General features: G+C 68.1%; 19 protein-coding genes. 9 read left to right on the forward strand and 10 right to left on the reverse strand.

Going from position 1 to position 15,059, the window contains the following annotated elements; genetic code table 11:
- Positions 1–6 precede the first annotated feature (6 nt).
- The gene (gene ctaE / locus ACFOWZ_RS22650) at positions 7–615 is read right to left on the reverse strand and encodes an aa3-type cytochrome oxidase subunit III (protein ID WP_382375551.1); all 609 of its coding nucleotides are present in this window, start codon (positions 613–615) and stop codon (positions 7–9) included.
- Positions 616–708: 93 nt separating this feature from the next.
- On the opposite strand from ctaE, the gene ACFOWZ_RS22655 reads away from it, so the two are divergent.
- The 3 genes from ACFOWZ_RS22655 (at position 709) to trpD (ending at position 2,680) form a co-directional block, all read left to right on the forward strand.
- Positions 709–1,122, forward strand: a complete 414-nt coding sequence (locus ACFOWZ_RS22655) for a hypothetical protein (protein WP_382375553.1) — start codon at positions 709–711, stop codon at positions 1,120–1,122.
- Positions 1,123–1,219: 97 nt separating this feature from the next.
- On the forward strand, positions 1,220–1,630 hold the full coding sequence (locus ACFOWZ_RS22660; RefSeq protein WP_382375555.1) for a hypothetical protein: 411 nt from the start codon (positions 1,220–1,222) through the stop codon (positions 1,628–1,630).
- Positions 1,631–1,636: 6 nt separating this feature from the next.
- Complete coding sequence (gene trpD / locus ACFOWZ_RS22665) at positions 1,637–2,680, forward strand: anthranilate phosphoribosyltransferase (RefSeq protein WP_382375557.1); 1,044 nt, start codon at positions 1,637–1,639, stop codon at positions 2,678–2,680.
- Positions 2,681–2,696: 16 nt separating this feature from the next.
- Here trpD and ACFOWZ_RS22670 read toward each other — a convergent pair whose 3' ends face one another.
- Complete coding sequence (locus tag ACFOWZ_RS22670) at positions 2,697–3,758, reverse strand: pentapeptide repeat-containing protein (RefSeq protein WP_382375559.1); 1,062 nt, start codon at positions 3,756–3,758, stop codon at positions 2,697–2,699.
- A gap of 179 nt (positions 3,759–3,937) precedes the next feature.
- Between ACFOWZ_RS22670 and ACFOWZ_RS22675 the strand changes: the two genes are divergently transcribed.
- The gene (locus tag ACFOWZ_RS22675; protein WP_382375561.1) at positions 3,938–4,645 is read left to right on the forward strand and encodes a lysophospholipid acyltransferase family protein; all 708 of its coding nucleotides are present in this window, start codon (positions 3,938–3,940) and stop codon (positions 4,643–4,645) included.
- Positions 4,646–4,835: 190 nt separating this feature from the next.
- Here ACFOWZ_RS22675 and ACFOWZ_RS22680 read toward each other — a convergent pair whose 3' ends face one another.
- Together ACFOWZ_RS22680 and ctaC are read right to left on the reverse strand one after the other, a co-directional pair.
- Entirely contained in the window at positions 4,836–5,252 is a 417-nt protein-coding gene (locus tag ACFOWZ_RS22680; protein ID WP_382375563.1) for a cytochrome c oxidase subunit 4, read from the reverse strand.
- 14 nt (positions 5,253–5,266) lie between these two features.
- Positions 5,267–6,199: an aa3-type cytochrome oxidase subunit II gene (ctaC, locus tag ACFOWZ_RS22685; protein ID WP_382375565.1), complete on the reverse strand. Its 933-nt coding sequence runs from the start codon at positions 6,197–6,199 to the stop codon at positions 5,267–5,269.
- A 182-nt stretch (positions 6,200–6,381) separates the two neighbouring features.
- Between ctaC and asnB the strand changes: the two genes are divergently transcribed.
- Positions 6,382–8,310, forward strand: a complete 1,929-nt coding sequence (gene asnB, locus ACFOWZ_RS22690) for an asparagine synthase (glutamine-hydrolyzing) (RefSeq protein WP_382375567.1) — start codon at positions 6,382–6,384, stop codon at positions 8,308–8,310.
- 50 nt (positions 8,311–8,360) lie between these two features.
- Here the strand turns inward: asnB and ACFOWZ_RS22695 are convergent, their stop codons facing one another.
- Positions 8,361–9,125 carry a class I SAM-dependent methyltransferase gene (locus ACFOWZ_RS22695; RefSeq protein WP_382375569.1) on the reverse strand — a complete coding sequence of 255 codons (765 nt, stop codon included), beginning with the start codon at positions 9,123–9,125 and terminating at the stop codon, positions 8,361–8,363.
- 40 nt (positions 9,126–9,165) lie between these two features.
- Entirely contained in the window at positions 9,166–10,098 is a 933-nt protein-coding gene (locus tag ACFOWZ_RS22700) for a carbohydrate kinase family protein (protein WP_382375846.1), read from the reverse strand.
- A gap of 160 nt (positions 10,099–10,258) precedes the next feature.
- On the opposite strand from ACFOWZ_RS22700, the gene ACFOWZ_RS22705 reads away from it, so the two are divergent.
- Positions 10,259–10,432: a hypothetical protein gene (locus tag ACFOWZ_RS22705; protein ID WP_156093539.1), complete on the forward strand. Its 174-nt coding sequence runs from the start codon at positions 10,259–10,261 to the stop codon at positions 10,430–10,432.
- 95 nt (positions 10,433–10,527) lie between these two features.
- On the opposite strand, the gene ACFOWZ_RS22710 is transcribed toward ACFOWZ_RS22705, so the two are convergent.
- From ACFOWZ_RS22710 to ACFOWZ_RS22720, 3 genes are all read right to left on the reverse strand, one after another.
- The gene (locus ACFOWZ_RS22710; RefSeq protein ID WP_030465027.1) at positions 10,528–10,896 is read right to left on the reverse strand and encodes a HesB/IscA family protein; all 369 of its coding nucleotides are present in this window, start codon (positions 10,894–10,896) and stop codon (positions 10,528–10,530) included.
- Positions 10,897–11,057: 161 nt separating this feature from the next.
- Positions 11,058–11,411 (reverse strand): hypothetical protein, encoded by a 354-nt coding sequence (locus ACFOWZ_RS22715; RefSeq protein WP_382375571.1) that lies wholly within the window; start codon positions 11,409–11,411, stop codon positions 11,058–11,060.
- Between the two features lie 36 nt (positions 11,412–11,447).
- Positions 11,448–12,494 (reverse strand): glycerate kinase family protein, encoded by a 1,047-nt coding sequence (locus tag ACFOWZ_RS22720; RefSeq protein WP_382375573.1) that lies wholly within the window; start codon positions 12,492–12,494, stop codon positions 11,448–11,450.
- 43 nt (positions 12,495–12,537) lie between these two features.
- Here ACFOWZ_RS22720 and ACFOWZ_RS22725 point away from each other — a divergent pair, with 43 nt between their 5' ends.
- From ACFOWZ_RS22725 to ACFOWZ_RS22735, 3 genes are read left to right on the forward strand one after another with little or no spacing between them, the layout of a single operon-like run.
- The gene (locus tag ACFOWZ_RS22725; protein WP_382375575.1) at positions 12,538–13,173 is read left to right on the forward strand and encodes a DUF3043 domain-containing protein; all 636 of its coding nucleotides are present in this window, start codon (positions 12,538–12,540) and stop codon (positions 13,171–13,173) included.
- A gap of 2 nt (positions 13,174–13,175) precedes the next feature.
- Positions 13,176–13,808 carry a class I SAM-dependent methyltransferase gene (locus ACFOWZ_RS22730; protein ID WP_382375577.1) on the forward strand — a complete coding sequence of 211 codons (633 nt, stop codon included), beginning with the start codon at positions 13,176–13,178 and terminating at the stop codon, positions 13,806–13,808.
- Positions 13,809–13,841: 33 nt separating this feature from the next.
- Positions 13,842–14,828, forward strand: a complete 987-nt coding sequence (locus ACFOWZ_RS22735) for an aldo/keto reductase family protein (RefSeq protein ID WP_382375579.1) — start codon at positions 13,842–13,844, stop codon at positions 14,826–14,828.
- A 14-nt stretch (positions 14,829–14,842) separates the two neighbouring features.
- Here ACFOWZ_RS22735 and ACFOWZ_RS22740 read toward each other — a convergent pair whose 3' ends face one another.
- On the reverse strand, positions 14,843–15,043 hold the full coding sequence (locus ACFOWZ_RS22740) for a hypothetical protein (RefSeq protein WP_382375581.1): 201 nt from the start codon (positions 15,041–15,043) through the stop codon (positions 14,843–14,845).
- Positions 15,044–15,059 lie beyond the last annotated feature (16 nt).

Below are 15,059 nucleotides of genomic sequence, written 5' to 3' on the forward strand. Positions count from 1 at the left end.
AGCAGGTCAGGGCACGATGTAGATGATGGCGAACAGCCCGATCCACACGACGTCGACGAAGTGCCAGTAGTACGACACGACGATCGCTGAGGTGGCCTGCGCGGGCGTGAACTTGCTGAGCTTCGTCCTGATCAACAGGTAGACGAACGCGATCAGACCGCCGATGACGTGCAAGCCGTGGAAGCCGGTCGTCAGGTAGAAGACCGTGCCGTAGGCCGAGGACGGGATCGTGGTGCCCTCGTGGATCAGCTGGACGTACTCACCTGCCTGGCCGCCGACGAAGATCGCACCCATGATCAGCGTCACGATGTACCAGCGACGAAGACCGAAGACGTCCCCGCGCTCCGCCGCGAAAACGCCCCACTGACAGGTGAAGGACGACGCGACCAGGATGATCGTGAAGACCGACGCGTAGGGGATGTTGAGGTGCGTGGGGGGCGGAGGCCAAGGTCCCTCGTTCTGGGCCTTCACCGTGAAGAACATGGCGAAGAGGCCAGCGAAGAACATGAGCTCGCTGGACAGCCAGACGATCGTGCCGACGCTGACCATGTTCGGGCGGTTCAGCGAGTGCACGCGCTGGCCGATTGAAGGCGCTGCCGTGGTCACGCGCAGCATTATTGCCTGCGCTATTTCCGTCCGCCCATCGGGTCCTGGGCGGATCATGGGTCGGCTGGGTCACACAGCAGGTGATCGCGAGGAGATCAACGGATGGGTTTGCTGGGCCGATTGCGGGACATGCTGCATCGACAGGACGAGCCGGTGTTGTCGATCGACGACCCCGGACTCGTCGTGGTCGTCGAGGCGTTCGACATCGCGGAGGCCGATTCGGCCGCTCTGGCGCGGTCCCCGCAGTGGCGCGCGGACGAGCCCGCAGTGCTCCGGCACCACGTCCGCATCCCCGCTGACCAGCTAGAACGTGCGCGAGAGCTGCTAACGCCGGACGGCTGGACTGTGTCCGCTCCTGGCGTCGCAGGTGATATATCGCATATCAGTCGAGTGCAGAAGCTGGACGCCCTGCACTGCGCCCAGGAGCGGTCCCGGATGGCCTCCCTGGCGCAACGGCTCGGCGGGGAGGCACTGGGGTGGGACGCCCTGCAACCACGGCCCGCGGCGGCCCGATAGCATCGCGGCGACCTTGGTCACTTTTCTTGAGGACCCCAGTTTTGAGGGCCCCGGTTCTTGAGGGCCACAGTCGGCAGTCGCAGCGGAGGATCCAGAGATGAGCACGCAGACCACGAAGATCCTGGTGTTCAGCCACCGGCCCGAGGTGCGTGAGACGATCATCACTGCGGTCGGCCGCCGTCCCGCGCCGGACCTGCCGCGCGTCGACTTCGTAGAGGCCGAAGCCATCGCCGACGTCCTCTACGAGGTGGACAACGGCACGGTCGACCTGCTGATTCTCGACGGCGAAGCGCAGCCCACCGGTGGCATGGGCCTGTCCCGCCAGCTCAAGGACGAGATCACGAACTGCCCGCCCGTCGTCGTGGCGGTGCGCCGCAAGGACGACAGGTGGCTCGCGACCTGGTCCCAGGCCGACGCGGTGCTGGTGCACCCGCTCGACCCGCTGGCCGCCGCCGAGACCGTGGCAGAGGTGCTGCGGGGCTCGGCGTTGCCCGTCGTCAAGGGCTGATCGCCGATGCCGACAGAGCGCACCTGGCCGTCACTGCTCAACAGACTGCTCGACGGCGTCGACCTGACCGCTGACGACACCGCCTGGGGCATGGACAGGGTGATGTCCGGCGAGGCGACCCCGGCGCAGGTGGCGGCGTTCATCGTCGCGCTGCGGGCCAAGGGCGAGACGCCGGAGGAGGTCGACGGCCTCGCCACGATGATGCTCAACCACGCGCGCCGCTTCACGGTGGACGTGCGGGCGACCGACATCGTGGGCACCGGCGGCGACCATTCCGGTTCGGTGAACATTTCGACGATGGCCGCGATCGTCACGGCCGCCGCGGGCGTGCCCGTGGTGAAGCACGGCAACCGGGCGGCGTCCTCGCAATGCGGCACGGCGGACGTGCTGGAGGCGCTCGGCGTCGCCATCGACCTGCCGCCGGAGGGCGTGCAGCAGACCGTGCGCGAGCTGGGCATCGGCTTCTGCTTCGCGCCGGTGTTCCACCCCGGCTTCCGGCACGCGGGCCCGGTGCGGCGCGAGATCGGCATCCCGACCTCGTTCAACCTGCTCGGCCCGCTGACGAACCCCGCCCAGCCCACCGTGGGCCTCATCGGGTGCGCTCGGGCAGCCGCGGCACCGCTGATCGCCGGTGTGTTCGCGCGGCGCGGCAACACCGCGCTGGTGGTCAGGGGCGACGACGGCCTCGACGAGATCACCACGACCACGACGACGTCCGCGTGGCTCGCCCAGGACGGCGCGGTGCGCACGGAGACCATCGACCCGGCCGTGCTCGGCGTGAAGCCCGCGCGCGAGGAGGACCTGAAGGGCGGCGACGCGTCCGTCAACGCCCAGGTGGTCCGTGATCTCGTGGCCGGCAAGACCGGTTCGGTGCGCGACGCGGTGCTCGTGAACGCCGCGGGGGCCATCGCGGCGCACGGCGGGTTCTCCGACGACCTGCACGCCGACCTGACGGCCGCGCTGGGCCGTGCGGCCGACGCGGTCGACTCGGGCAAGGCGGCGACGTTGCTGAGCCGCTGGGTGGAGCTCTCAGCGGCTCTCAAGGGCTAGCTCTCAGGGCTAACTCTCAGGGGCTGGGCAGGACCGAGGGCGCGGGCACGACCCGCGCCCAGCCGTTCGCCCCGCCCTCGACGTCGACCAGCCAGCCGGGCGGCCACGAGGGTTCGTACTGCCCGGATCGCTGGTGCGAGTTCGCCCACACGTCGTGCATCCGGGCGAAGGACGCGAAGGTCGCGTCCTCGAAGACGGTGCTGTCCGTGTGGAACCTCGCTCCGTCGAACCACGCCCCGTCGTCGAACCGCGTGCCCGTGAAGCGGACGTCACCGGTGAACTGCGCCAGTCCGAAGTTGGCGACGCCGCCGAACCTCGCCTCGCCGAAGCTGCAGTAGTCGAACTCGGCGCTGCCGAACTGGGCGTGCCCCGCGAAGTCCGTCTCCACGAAGACGGACTTACCCCTGAACTTCGTGCAGCCGAAACGCACATGACCCGCGAACCTGGCTCGGTCGAACCACACGTGTGAGGCGAACTCCGCGCCGAGGAACCAGGCATCGCCGTCGAACCGCGTCTCGATGAACTGCGCGAACGTGGTGAACCGCGTGTGGCCGAAGGACGCGTTGGCCTCGAACCGGGCGCCGTCGAACGTCACGTCCCCGAGCACCGCCTGGTAGAACGACGTCGTGCCGACGAACACCGCGCGGTCGAACTTCGCGGCGCCGATCTGGCACTCCTTCAGGTCCAGGCCGGTCAGGACCGCGCCGGTGAGGTCGATCGACACGTCCTGGGTCCCGGCTCGCAGCAGTGCCGCGAGCACTCGCTGGGCGACGAGCCGGACCTCTCGCTCGTGGCCTGGCCGGGGGTGGTCGTCGGACGGCAGGCGCAGGTAGTCGCACAGCTGGTCGGCCACCCGCTGCCGGTCCGCCGGGTGGTCCCGGGCGAGCCTCTCGAGCGACCTCAGCCCGCCCAGTCGCACGGTCGCACTGTCCGACCCGAGCTGGTCGACGGCGCGGGCGTGATCGGCGGCCGGCGCGCCGGGCGTGCGGGACACGGCGGCGAGGGCCACGGCACGGAGTTTCGTCCGGAGACTCGCCGGAACCGAGACCGAGATCCTGATCTGAGGGCCGTCCACCACGTGCGGAGCCTAATGATCGGCTCGGGCGCCCCGCTGCCGCGCCCTTTCGTCACGCGTCGTCGTCGCCGCGTGACGGTGCTCGCACGACCGCTGCACCGGGGTAGTCCGTGCGAGTGATGGGCCGGAGATGCGCACCACGTGGTAACGCAACAGCAATCGCCACCTGGAATGCTGGAGGCATGGTCCTCTACCCGGTGATGAAGCATGTCGTCGCGCGCGCAGCCCGTCTTGTCTACCGCCCGGTGGTGGACGGTCTGGAGAACATCCCCACCGACGGCCCCGTCATCCTGGCGGCCAACCACCTCAGCTTCATCGACAGCGTCGTGATCCCGATGGTCGTGCCGCGTCGCGTGTCGTTCCTCGCGAAGGCGGAGTACTTCACCGGCACCGGCGTCAAGGGCTCGCTGTCGCGCTGGTTCTTCTCCTCGCTCGGCCACGTGCCGGTGCACCGCGGCAAGGGGCGTGACGCCCGTGCCGCGCTCGACACGGCCGCCGAGATCCTCGGTCGCGGCGACGCCTTCGCGATCTACCCGGAAGGCACCCGCTCGCTCGACGGCAAGCTGCACCGCGGCCGCACGGGCGTCGCCCGCATGGCGCTCGAGTCCGGGGCGCCGGTCGTGCCCGTCGGCATCATCGGCACGGACAAGGTCCAGCCGGTCGGCAGCAAGTTCCCGAAGATCGTCCCGGTGACGGTCCGCTTCGGCGAGCCGCTCGACTTCAGCCGCTACGACGGCATGCAGGAGTCGCTGCCGGTGCTGCGCAGCGTCACCGACGAGATCATCTACCGCATCCTGGACCTGAGCGGCCAGGAGTACGTCGACGCGTACCAGAAGACGCCAGAAAAAGTCACCGCGAAGGTTGCCGAGAAGGTAACCGCCGCCGCGTGAGGCGTATGCGACGCCCGTAGGACCTGAGAAAAGGCCCCTTCCGCTGGGAGGGGCCTTTTCTGCGCTGTGGCGATATCCAGTATGCGATGTATCACATGCCGGATATCAGTCGCCGGGAAACAACGCAGAAACGACCGAGGCCCTCTCCGCGCGGGAGAGGGCCTCGAAGCGATATCCGATATACGGGATATCAGTCGTGGTTGGGTCCGGTGTGGTACTCGAACACCAGGCCGCCGACCATGATCAGCACCAGGACGATGGCGATCACGAGCAGCCACACGTGCCAGAACGCCACCGCGACACCTGCGGTCGCCGCCGCGGCGGCGAGGCCGACCGGCCAGTACGAACCGGGGCTGAAGAAGCCCAGCTCACCGGCACCGTCGGAGACCTCCGCTTCCGGGTTGTCCTCCGGCCGCACCTCGATGCGGCGGGCGACGAACCGGAAGTAGGTGCCGGAGATGAGGGCCAGACCACCGGTCAGCGCGAGCGCCACCGTGCCGGTGGGCTCGACGTGGCCGGTCGCCGCGTGCGTCCAGTAGCCGTACACAGCGGCCATCAGGAAAGAGAAGGCCATCACCAGGTCGAATACGCGAGCTTCGATCTTCATCGCGGGGCGTGTCCCTACTTCTGACCCGCGCCGGAGGCCTCACGGGCCGTCCGGTCGGTGTTGAACGGGGTGGTCGTGGTGGCAAGCGGCGCGCACAGCTCGCCACAGTTGACCTGGGAGAGCGCCTCGGCCGTGGTGTACGGCTTGCCCGTCTTGGGGTTGGTCTCCTTGCGGAGCTCGATGTACTTGTCGAAGTCGGCCTCGTTCAGGGCCCTGACCTCGAAGTTCATCACCGCGTGGTACGAGCCGCAGAGCTCGGCGCAACGGCCGACGAACGCACCGGGACGGTCGATCTGGTCGATCTGGAAGACGTTGTCCTGGTTGTTCTTCTCCGGCTCCGGGAAGACGTCGCGCTTGAAGTGGAACTCCGGCACGAAGAAGGAGTGGATGACGTCGGTCGAGCGCAGCGTGAACTGGATGCGCTTGTGCGCCGGCAGCACCATGATCGGGACCTCGCCCGAGGTGCCGACCGTGCTGACGGCCTTGCCCTCCTCGGTCTTGTGGTCCGGGTACTGGAACTCCCAGTTCCACTGGAACGCGATGACGTCGACGTTCACGTCGGGCTTGCCCGACTTGTCCGTGACGTAGTTCTGCGTGACGGCGGTGAAGTAGAACAACACCGCCACGATCACCGTCGGCACGACGATGAGCACGATCTCCAGCGGGAGGTTGTACGCCGTCTGACGCGGCAGCTCCTCCGACTTCTTGCGGTGGAACACCACCGACCACAGGATCAGGCCCCACACGATGACGCCGACGACGAGCGCGGCGATCACGGACCAGGTCCAGAGCTCGCGCATCTTCTCGGCCTGCGGCGTGACGGCCACCGGCCAGCCGAAGCGCAGCACCTCGTCCGTGGAGCAACCGGTGGCCCCGATACCGACCAGGCCGACCAGCCCGGCGGTCTTCGCCAGCCGGGATGCCCTGGTGCCCTCCTTCAGGCCCACTGCTCGCCCGCCTCCTCGTTCACAACATCTGGCCGTGCCAACGGATCAAGCGGGAGCGTAGCCCAGCGCAACGGCGCTCACCCCTTGGGGGCACCGCCGCTGCGGTGCAGTTTCGGTCACACAGAGCCGCTTCGGCATACTGAAGTCTTCCCCCGTCGTATTTCTTGTGAGGTGCGAGACCTTTGTGCGGCCTGGCAGGACTTGTTTGCCCTAGCGAGAACGAGGCCGAGAGCGCACGCCCGGCTGTGGAGGCCGCGCTGCGCTGCATGCGGCACCGCGGCCCCGACGAGAGCGGGACCCGGCGGGTCGACGAGGTCGTGTTCGGCTTCAACCGCCTCGCCATCATCGACATCGAGCACTCCCACCAGCCGCTGACCTGGGGTCCTCCCCAGTCGCCGAGCCGGTACACGATCAACTTCAACGGCGAGATCTACAACTACCTGGAGCTGCGCGCCGAGCTCACCGAGAAGCACGGCGCGGTCTTCCACACCGACGGCGACACCGAGACGATCGTCGCCGCGTACCACTACTTCGGCCCCGCGGCGATCACGCGCCTGCGCGGCATGTTCGCCTTCATGATCTGGGACTCCGAGCGCGGCATCGTGTTCGGCGGCAGGGACCCGTTCGGCATCAAGCCGCTGTACTACGCGAACGGCCCCAAGGGCGTGGCGTTCTCCAGTGAGAAGAAGATCCTTCTGGAGATCGCCCCGACGCTCGGCATCGACCCGAAGATGAACGTCAGGGGTCTGCAGCACTACCTCACGCTCCAGTACGTGCCGGAGCCCGCCTCCCTGCACGACCAGATCTTCCGCGTGGAGTCCGGCCACTCGTTCACGATGGAGCCGGGCGGCGAGCCCGCGTTCGAGCGCTACTTCCCTGCGCACTTCAAGGTGCGCACGGTCCGCAGCGAGGCGGAGGCGGACGCGCTCTACGACGAGATCACGGCGGCGCTGCGCGACTCGGTCGCCAAGCACATGCGTGCGGACGTGACGGTCGGCTCGTTCCTGTCCGGCGGCATCGACTCGACGGTGGTCGCGGCGCTCGCCAAGGAGCACAACCCGGACCTGATCACGTTCACGACGGGCTTCGAACGGCAGGGCTTCTCCGAGGTCGACGTGGCCGCGGAGTCGGCGGCGCTGATCGGCGTGAAGCACGTCGTCCGCACGGTCAGCGCGCAGGAGATGATGGACTCCCTGCCGCTGATCACCTGGTACCTCGACGACCCGGTGGCCGACCCGGCGCTGGTGCCGTTGTGGTTCATCGCCCGTGAGGCGCGTCAGCACGTGAAGGTCGTCCTGTCCGGTGAGGGCGCGGACGAGCTGTTCGGCGGGTACACGATCTACCGCGAGCCGTTGTCGCTGTCGGCGTTCGAGAAGGTGCCGGGCGCGCTGCGCAAGGCGATGGGCAAGGTCTCGACGAAGATTCCGCACGGCGTGCGCGGCAAGGACCTGCTGCGTCGTGGGGCGCTCACGCTGGAGGAGCGCTACTACGGCAACGCGCGGATCTTCCTGGACGACCACCTGCGTCAGGTGCTGCGCACGTACGACTCGAACGTGTCGCACATGGACGTCACGGCCCAGCCGTACCGCGAGTCGCAGAGCTGGGACCCGGTGACGCGCATGCAGCACGTCGACCTGTTCACGTGGCTGCGCGGCGACATCCTGGTCAAGGCCGACAAGATGACCATGGCGAACTCGCTGGAGCTGCGCGTCCCGTTCCTGGATCCCGAGGTCTTCAAGATCGCCTCGCAGATCCCGAGCGAGCTGAAGATCACGCCGGACACCACGAAGTTCGCGTTGCGCAAGGCGATCCGCGACATCGTGCCGGCGCACGTGCTGAACCGCCGCAAGCTCGGCTTCCCGGTGCCGATCCGGCACTGGCTCAAGGACGAGATGCACGACTGGGCGGTCGACGTCGTGCGCGCCTCGCAGACGGACCAGTACATCGACAAGAACGCGGTGCTGCGGCTGATCGAGGAGCACCGCTCCGGGGTGCTGGACCACAGCCGCCGCATCTGGGCGCTGCTGGTGTTCATGATCTGGCACGGCATCTTCGTCGAGGGCCGGATCCAGCCTGTGGTGCCGGAGCCGCACTACCCGGTCAAGCTGTAGTGGTGGGGCCCCTCTTCCGGAGGGGCCCTTCTTCTTGTCGACGACCCTGCTTATCGACGACCCTGCGCGCTGCAGATCGCATACGAGCTGACGACGGTCTCCGGTGACGCCATCAGACCCAGGAAGTGGTCGAACTCGTCGTCGGAGAACGGCAGCTTCTTGCGCACCTGACGTGCGCTCGTGGCGAGCAGCCGGCAGCCCGGTGAGCCGCCCTCCCACTCCTGCACCTCGCGGGAACCGCTCACGTCGTGCAGCCCGGTGTCGACCAGCGCCTTCTCGATGCGCGCGCCCCACGCCAGTTCCGCACCGGCCTGTTCGAGCAACGTCAGCAGGGCGTTCTTCACCCTCATGATCAGCTTCGCGTCGTCCGGATCAGCTTTGAGCACTTCGAGCGGGAGGCAGTCGAACTCGTCGAGGACGAGCCAGCCGCCGGGACGCAGAGCGTCGCGCAGCTTGCGCAGGACGGCGTCGCGGGCGGGGAGGTGGAACAGCACCACGCGGGCGTGGACCAGGTCGAACGCGTTGCCTGGCAATATATTGGATACTACGTCGTGCTCCAGCACGGTGATGTTGTCGCGTTCTTCGAGCCGTGACACGTCGATGTCGGTGACCGTCACGTGCCCGGACGGCGCGACGACGTCGGCGAGCCACGTCGCGACCGATCCGCCACCACCTCCGACTTCGAGGCAGCGCCAGCCGTCCGAGATGCCGAGCTGCTCGACGCGGGCGAAGGTGCCCGCGTCGAGCAGGGAGCTCAGCGCGTCGAACTGCGGATCGAGCAACTCACCGGTGTCGCCGAACAGGTACGTCCCCATTGTCCGATCATGGCAGGAGTGCGCCCGATCGTGGGCCGGGTCACGGCAGGACTGGGGCGATCTCCTCGGCGGCTTCTTCGCCGAACGCGCCTCGAATGCGGGCGAGGGCCGATTCGCGCTCCAGCACCCACTCCTGCGTGCCGACGGTTTCGAGCACCTCGACGGCGATCAGCGAGCCGAGCTGAGCGGACCGCTCCAGGCTCAGGCCAGAGATCATGCCGGCGAGGAAGCCGGCGCGGAAACCGTCGCCGACGCCGGTCGGGTCGGTCTTCGCGACCTCGGGAACCGCGGGGACGTGCAGCGAGAAGCCGTCGCGGTCGACGATCTCGAGGCCCTTGGCACCGAGGGTGGTGATGCGCCTGCCGACCCGCTCGAGGACGTCGGCCTCGGTCCAGCCGGTCTTCTGCAGCAGCAGTTCCCACTCGTAGTCGTTGCTGAAGAGGTACTCGGCGCCCTCGACGAACGCGCGCGCCTGCTCGCCGTCCATGCGGGCGAGCTGCTGCGACGGGTCGACGGCGAACTTGTAGCCGCGCTGACGGCACTCCTCGGCGTGCCGGAGCATCGCGGCGGGGTCGTCCGGGCTGATCACGACGAGCTCGAGGTCGTCGACGCGGTTCGCGATCGGCGCGAGCTCGATGTTGCGCGCCTCGGCCATCGCACCGGCGTAGAAGGAGGCGATCTGGCACATGTCGTCGTCCGTCGTGCAGACGAACCGCGCGGTGTGCGCGACCTCGGACACGTACACACCCGAGGTGTCGACGCCGTGCCGCTCCAGCCACGAGCGGTAGTCGTCGAAGTCCTTGCCGACGGCGCCCACGAGCACGGGCCGCACGCCGAGCACGCCGAGGCCGAACGCGATGTTCGCGCCGATGCCACCACGCCGTACTACGAGGTCGTCGACCAGGAAGCTCAACGACACACGGTCGAGACGCTCCGCGACCAGCTGGTCGGCGAAACGGCCCGGAAAGTGCATCAGATGGTCGGTCGCGATGCTGCCGCACACGGCTAGGGGCACGTCGGCTCCTCTTTCCCTTTTGTTGCGCTACGTGACAAATCACCCGGACGAGTAACACAGTGAAGGCTACTGTTTGGTAGGGCTACCGCAGGTCAGACCGCAGAATTACGGTCTGGGCGTGACCATCCCTGAGGCGACCACGATGAGTGAGCTGATCGAGGACTGCGCGCAGCTCCCCTTCGCTCTGACGCACCCCGAACACCCCCTGCCGGCACCGCGCGCAGCCGCGCCCTGGCAGGTCGACGAGCGGTGCACCCACCAGGTCGAAGGCCTGGCCGAATACGGCGTTTGACCTTCCGGGTCTGATCCCCTGGGTTGAATCCCCAGCACACAGCGCGAGGCCGCGTTCCCGTCGTTGCGGGAACGCGGCCTCGCGCGTTGTTCGCCTTAGTGGAACGAGTCGCCGCAGGCGCAGGACCCGCCGGCGTTCGGGTTGTCGATCGTGAAGCCCTGCTTCTCGATCGTGTCCACGAAGTCGATGACAGCGCCTTCGACGTAGGGCGCGCTCATGCGGTCAACGGCGACCTTCATGCCGTTGAAGTCGACCAGCGCGTCTCCGTCGAGCGAGCGCTCGTCGAAGAACAGCTGGTAGCGCAGACCAGCGCAGCCGCCGGGCTGGACGGCGATGCGCAGGTGCATGTCGTCGCGGCCCTCCTGGTCGAGCAGCGCCTTGGCCTTGACGGCGGCCGCATCGGTCAGCGTCACGCCGTGGCTCGGCGCCTCGGAGGTCGAAGCGGCATCCTGAGCGGTCGTCATGGCTCTCCTAAGAGGTCCTTTGCGGGCGGTTCGCCCTTCAACAACACGGGCGTTCCCCGCTTTGTTCCACTCTCATGGTCCCACAACGCGAGGCCTTGTCGCCCCAAGTGGGCACTGTCACGTAGACCACCCTCAAGCCAACCGATATATCAGCGCGCGTCTCAGTCTTGCCGCCGCCTGACCGCTGGGTGGATCTTCAGGTGGATCTGCCGCTGCTCGTCGCGGTGCTCGTCGAGACGTTCCGGCTCAACCATGAGCATGTCGCCGACCTGCTCGTCCGGCCAGCCCTTCGCCCGAGCCGCGTCGATGAAGCCCGCCTCCGACTGTGCCGCCATGATCCGCGCGGCGAAGAGCTGGTGGAACCAGATCTGCATCACCTCGTCCGGCGGCACCGCACCGCGTTGCACAGCGAGGTTGAGCGCGACCAGTTGGTTCGGCTTGAGCATCATCGCGCTCGCATCGCCGAACACTTCCTCCAGCCACGCGTCAACGCGCGCACTCCGATCCATCCCCATCAGATCCCCCCAGTGCTGACGTAGCGACCAGACCCTCTAACGCGACCACTGCCGGGCCACGTGCTGAGCCGTTGCAATGAGACTTTTGCGGGCGTCCGCAATCGACTTTTGCACAGAGCCCACGTGGTCGGACACCGAGTAGGCCTCTTGCACGCCTGCGGCGGCCATCTCGCGGCGGCCGACGCTCACCTGGCCGGCGATGGCGACGCAGGGGATGCCGCGTTCGGCGGCGCCGGCCGCGACGGCGGTGATGAGCTTGCCGCGCAGTGACTGCCAGTCGAAGCTGCCTTCGCCGGTGACGACGACGTCGGCGTCGTCGAGGGCGGCGTCGAGGCCGGTCAGTTCGCGGACGAGGCCGGCGCCCGACTTCACCGTCGCGCCCAGTGAGAGCAGTGCGGCGCCCAGGCCACCTGCCGCTCCCGCGCCTGGTACATCGGATACGGGTTTCAGGACGTCCATCGCTGCGAGCTTCGCTTCGAGGCGTTCGACGGCTTCCGGGGACGCGCCCTTCTGCGGGCCGAACGTGCGCGCGGCGCCATGTGGGCCGAGAAGCGGGTTCTCGACGTCGGACGCGGCGATGAGCGATGTATCAGTCAGATCCACGCCCGCTTCGGCCAGCGCGGCGAGCATGCCGGCGCCGCCGTCGGTCGTGCCGGAGCCACCGAGTCCGACCGTGATGACATCGTTGTCAGCCGTCGCTGCCGCGATGAGCTCGCCAACGCCTCGCGTTGTCGCCGTTTCGCAGGACTCCGGGCGCAGTTCCGCCGGGATGAGGTGAAGTCCGCACGCCTCTGCGGACTCGATGTAGGCCACACGCCGGTCGTCGGCGTGCACGCTGAGCCAGCGGGCTTCGACGGGCTTGCCGAGCGGGCCCGTGACGGTGATATATCGGATATCGGCTGCACCACCCGCCGACAGGGCGGCGTGCAGGACGTCCACGAAACCGGGGCCGCCGTCGGCCAGTGGACGTTCGACGACGACGTCGTCGGGCTTGGCCTCGCGCCAGCCGGTGGCGATGGCGTCGGCGGCCTCGCGGGCGGTCAGGGTGCCGCCGAAGCAGTCCGGAGCGATGAGTACGCGCACCTCGCGAAAGGTACAGAAAACCCGCTGCCCTACCCTGGTGTCCGTGAGGTTCCTGCGCCGCAATTCCGCCGACACCGTCGCTGAGGCTCCCGAGTCCGGGGCCGAGCTCGCCGAGCCGCTCGACAAGGGCCGCACCGTGGGCAAGGGCAAAGCGACGCCGAAGAGGCGTGAGGCGCAGGGCAGGCGCTCCGGTCCGGTCCCGCCTCCTCCCCGCACGCAGCGCGAGGCGTTCAAGCGCATGCGCGGCAACAAGGTGAGCAAGGAAGAGCGCCGTGCCGCGGCCGTCGAGCGTCGTCAGCGCATGATGGCGGGCGACGACAAGTACCTGCTGCCGCGCGACCGCGGTCCCGTGAAGGCCTACATCCGGGACCTGGTCGACTCGCGCCGCAACCTCATGGGCCTGTTCATGCCGCTCGCGATCCTGGTGTTCGTGGCGCTGCTGACGCCGTCGCTCGCCGTGCAGCGGTACGCGACGCTGGCGACGACGTTCATGCTGATCGCGATGGTCATCGAGGGCCTCATCCTCGGCCGGATCGTCACGCGGAAGGTCCGGGCGAAGTTCCCGAACGAGCCGATCAAGGGCCTCTCGATCGGCTGGTACTCGTTCATCCGCGCGAGCCAGATCCGCAAGCTCCGCGTGCCGAAGCCGCGCGTGAAGCCGGGCGACGCCATCAAGTAGTGGTGCGAAAGAAGCAACGCAAGCTTCAGCTGCCGGAGAAGCTGCGGTGGAACCACAACGAGTGGTACCGCCGCTGGCTGCTCCGGCAGTTGCCGTCCGAGGTCGGGTCAGCGTTGGACGTGGGCTGCGGGCTCGGTGATCTGGCGCGGTCGATCAGGGCCGACGAGGTCACCGCGATCGACGCCAGTGCCCGCATGATCGAACGCGCCAGGGCGACCAGCGAGAAGGTCCGCTGGATCCACGGTGACGTGCTCACCCACGACCTGGGCCGCTACGACGTCGTCACCGCCGAGGCGAGCCTGCACCACCTGCCGTTGCGCGAGGGCCTCACCAGGCTCGCCGGGCTGACGAAGCCGGGTGGCCTGCTGATCGTCGTCGGGCTGTACCTGACAGCGACGCGTGCCGATCACGCGATGGAGCTCGTCACGCTGCCGGCGAACGCGCTGGTCGGCATCGCGAAGGCCATCAACGGCACGGGTGGCAAGCCGCACGACACCGAGATGCCGATGGTGATGACCGCTCCGACGCTTCCGGAGATCCGGGCGGCGGCTGCGGAGATCGTTCCCGGCGCGCGCATCCGGCGGCACCTGTTCTGGCGGTATTCGCTGGTCTGGCGCGCACCCGAAGTTCATTAGCAGTACGAACGATTTCGGTTTAAGCTCCGATGTATGAAGTTCCGTCGACTCGGCCGCAGCGGCCTGTCCATCAGCGAGATCTCGTACGGCAACTGGCTCACCCACGGTTCCCAGGTCGAGGAAGAGCAGGCGCACGCCTGTGTGAAGGCGGCACTCGAGTCGGGGATCACCACCTTCGACACCGCCGACGTCTACGCCAACACCGCCGCGGAGTCGGTGCTCGGCCGGGCGCTCAAGGGTGAGCGGCGTGAGTCGCTCGAGATCCTGACCAAGGTCTACTGGCCGACCGGTCCCGGCGGCCCCAACGACCGCGGACTGGGTCGCAAGCACATCCTGGAGTCGGCCAACGCGTCGCTGAAGCGCCTGCAGACCGACTACGTCGACCTGTACCAGGCCCACCGGTTCGACTACAGCGTTCCGCTGGAAGAGACGATGCTGGCGTTCGCCGACCTCGTCCGCCAGGGCAAGGTCCTCTACGTCGGCGTCTCGGAGTGGACCGCCGAGCAGATCGCCCGCGGTGCCGCACTGGCCCGCGAGCTGCAGATCCCGTTCGTGTCGCACCAGCCGCAGTACTCGATGCTGTGGCGCGTCATCGAGCCGCAGGTCATCCCGACGTGCGAGCGCGAGGGCCTGAGCCAGATCGTCTTCTCCCCCGTCGCGCAGGGCATCCTGACCGGCAAGTACCTGCCGGGCGCAGACGTGCCGGAGGGCTCGCGTCTCGCCGACGCGCGCGGTTCGCAGATGATCTCCCGCTGGATGCGTGACGACGTGCTGAACGCCGTCCAGCAGCTCAAGCCGATCGCCGAGGAAGCCGGCATCACGATGGCGCAGCTCGCCGTCGCGTGGGTGCTCAAGAACCCGAACGTCGCGTCGGCGATCATCGGCGCCTCGCGTCCGGAGCAGGTCTACGAGAACGTGAAGGCCATCGACGTCGAGCTCGACGACGACGTGCTCAAGCAGATCGACAACGTCCTCGAAGGCGTCATCACCGACGACCCGCGCCTCACCGCGCAGGGGTAGTCAGACAGGGCTGGTCAGATAGCGGGGTGCAGGCTCATCGGGCCGTACACCTCGGATTCCGCACGAAGCAGCGTGACCTGCTCGACCCCGGCGTCGAGCAGGTCACGCCACTCGGCGCTGAACCACTCCTCGGCCTCGGTCTGCTCGGTGAACGTCACATCCGGGCCCGCGACGTCGCGTCCCTGTGCATCCTGGTAGCGCCAGCGGAACTCCATGAGACGAAGGCTAACT

It is taken from the genome of Lentzea rhizosphaerae (assembly GCF_042649515.1).
GTDB lineage: Bacteria > Actinomycetota > Actinomycetes > Mycobacteriales > Pseudonocardiaceae > Lentzea > Lentzea aerocolonigenes.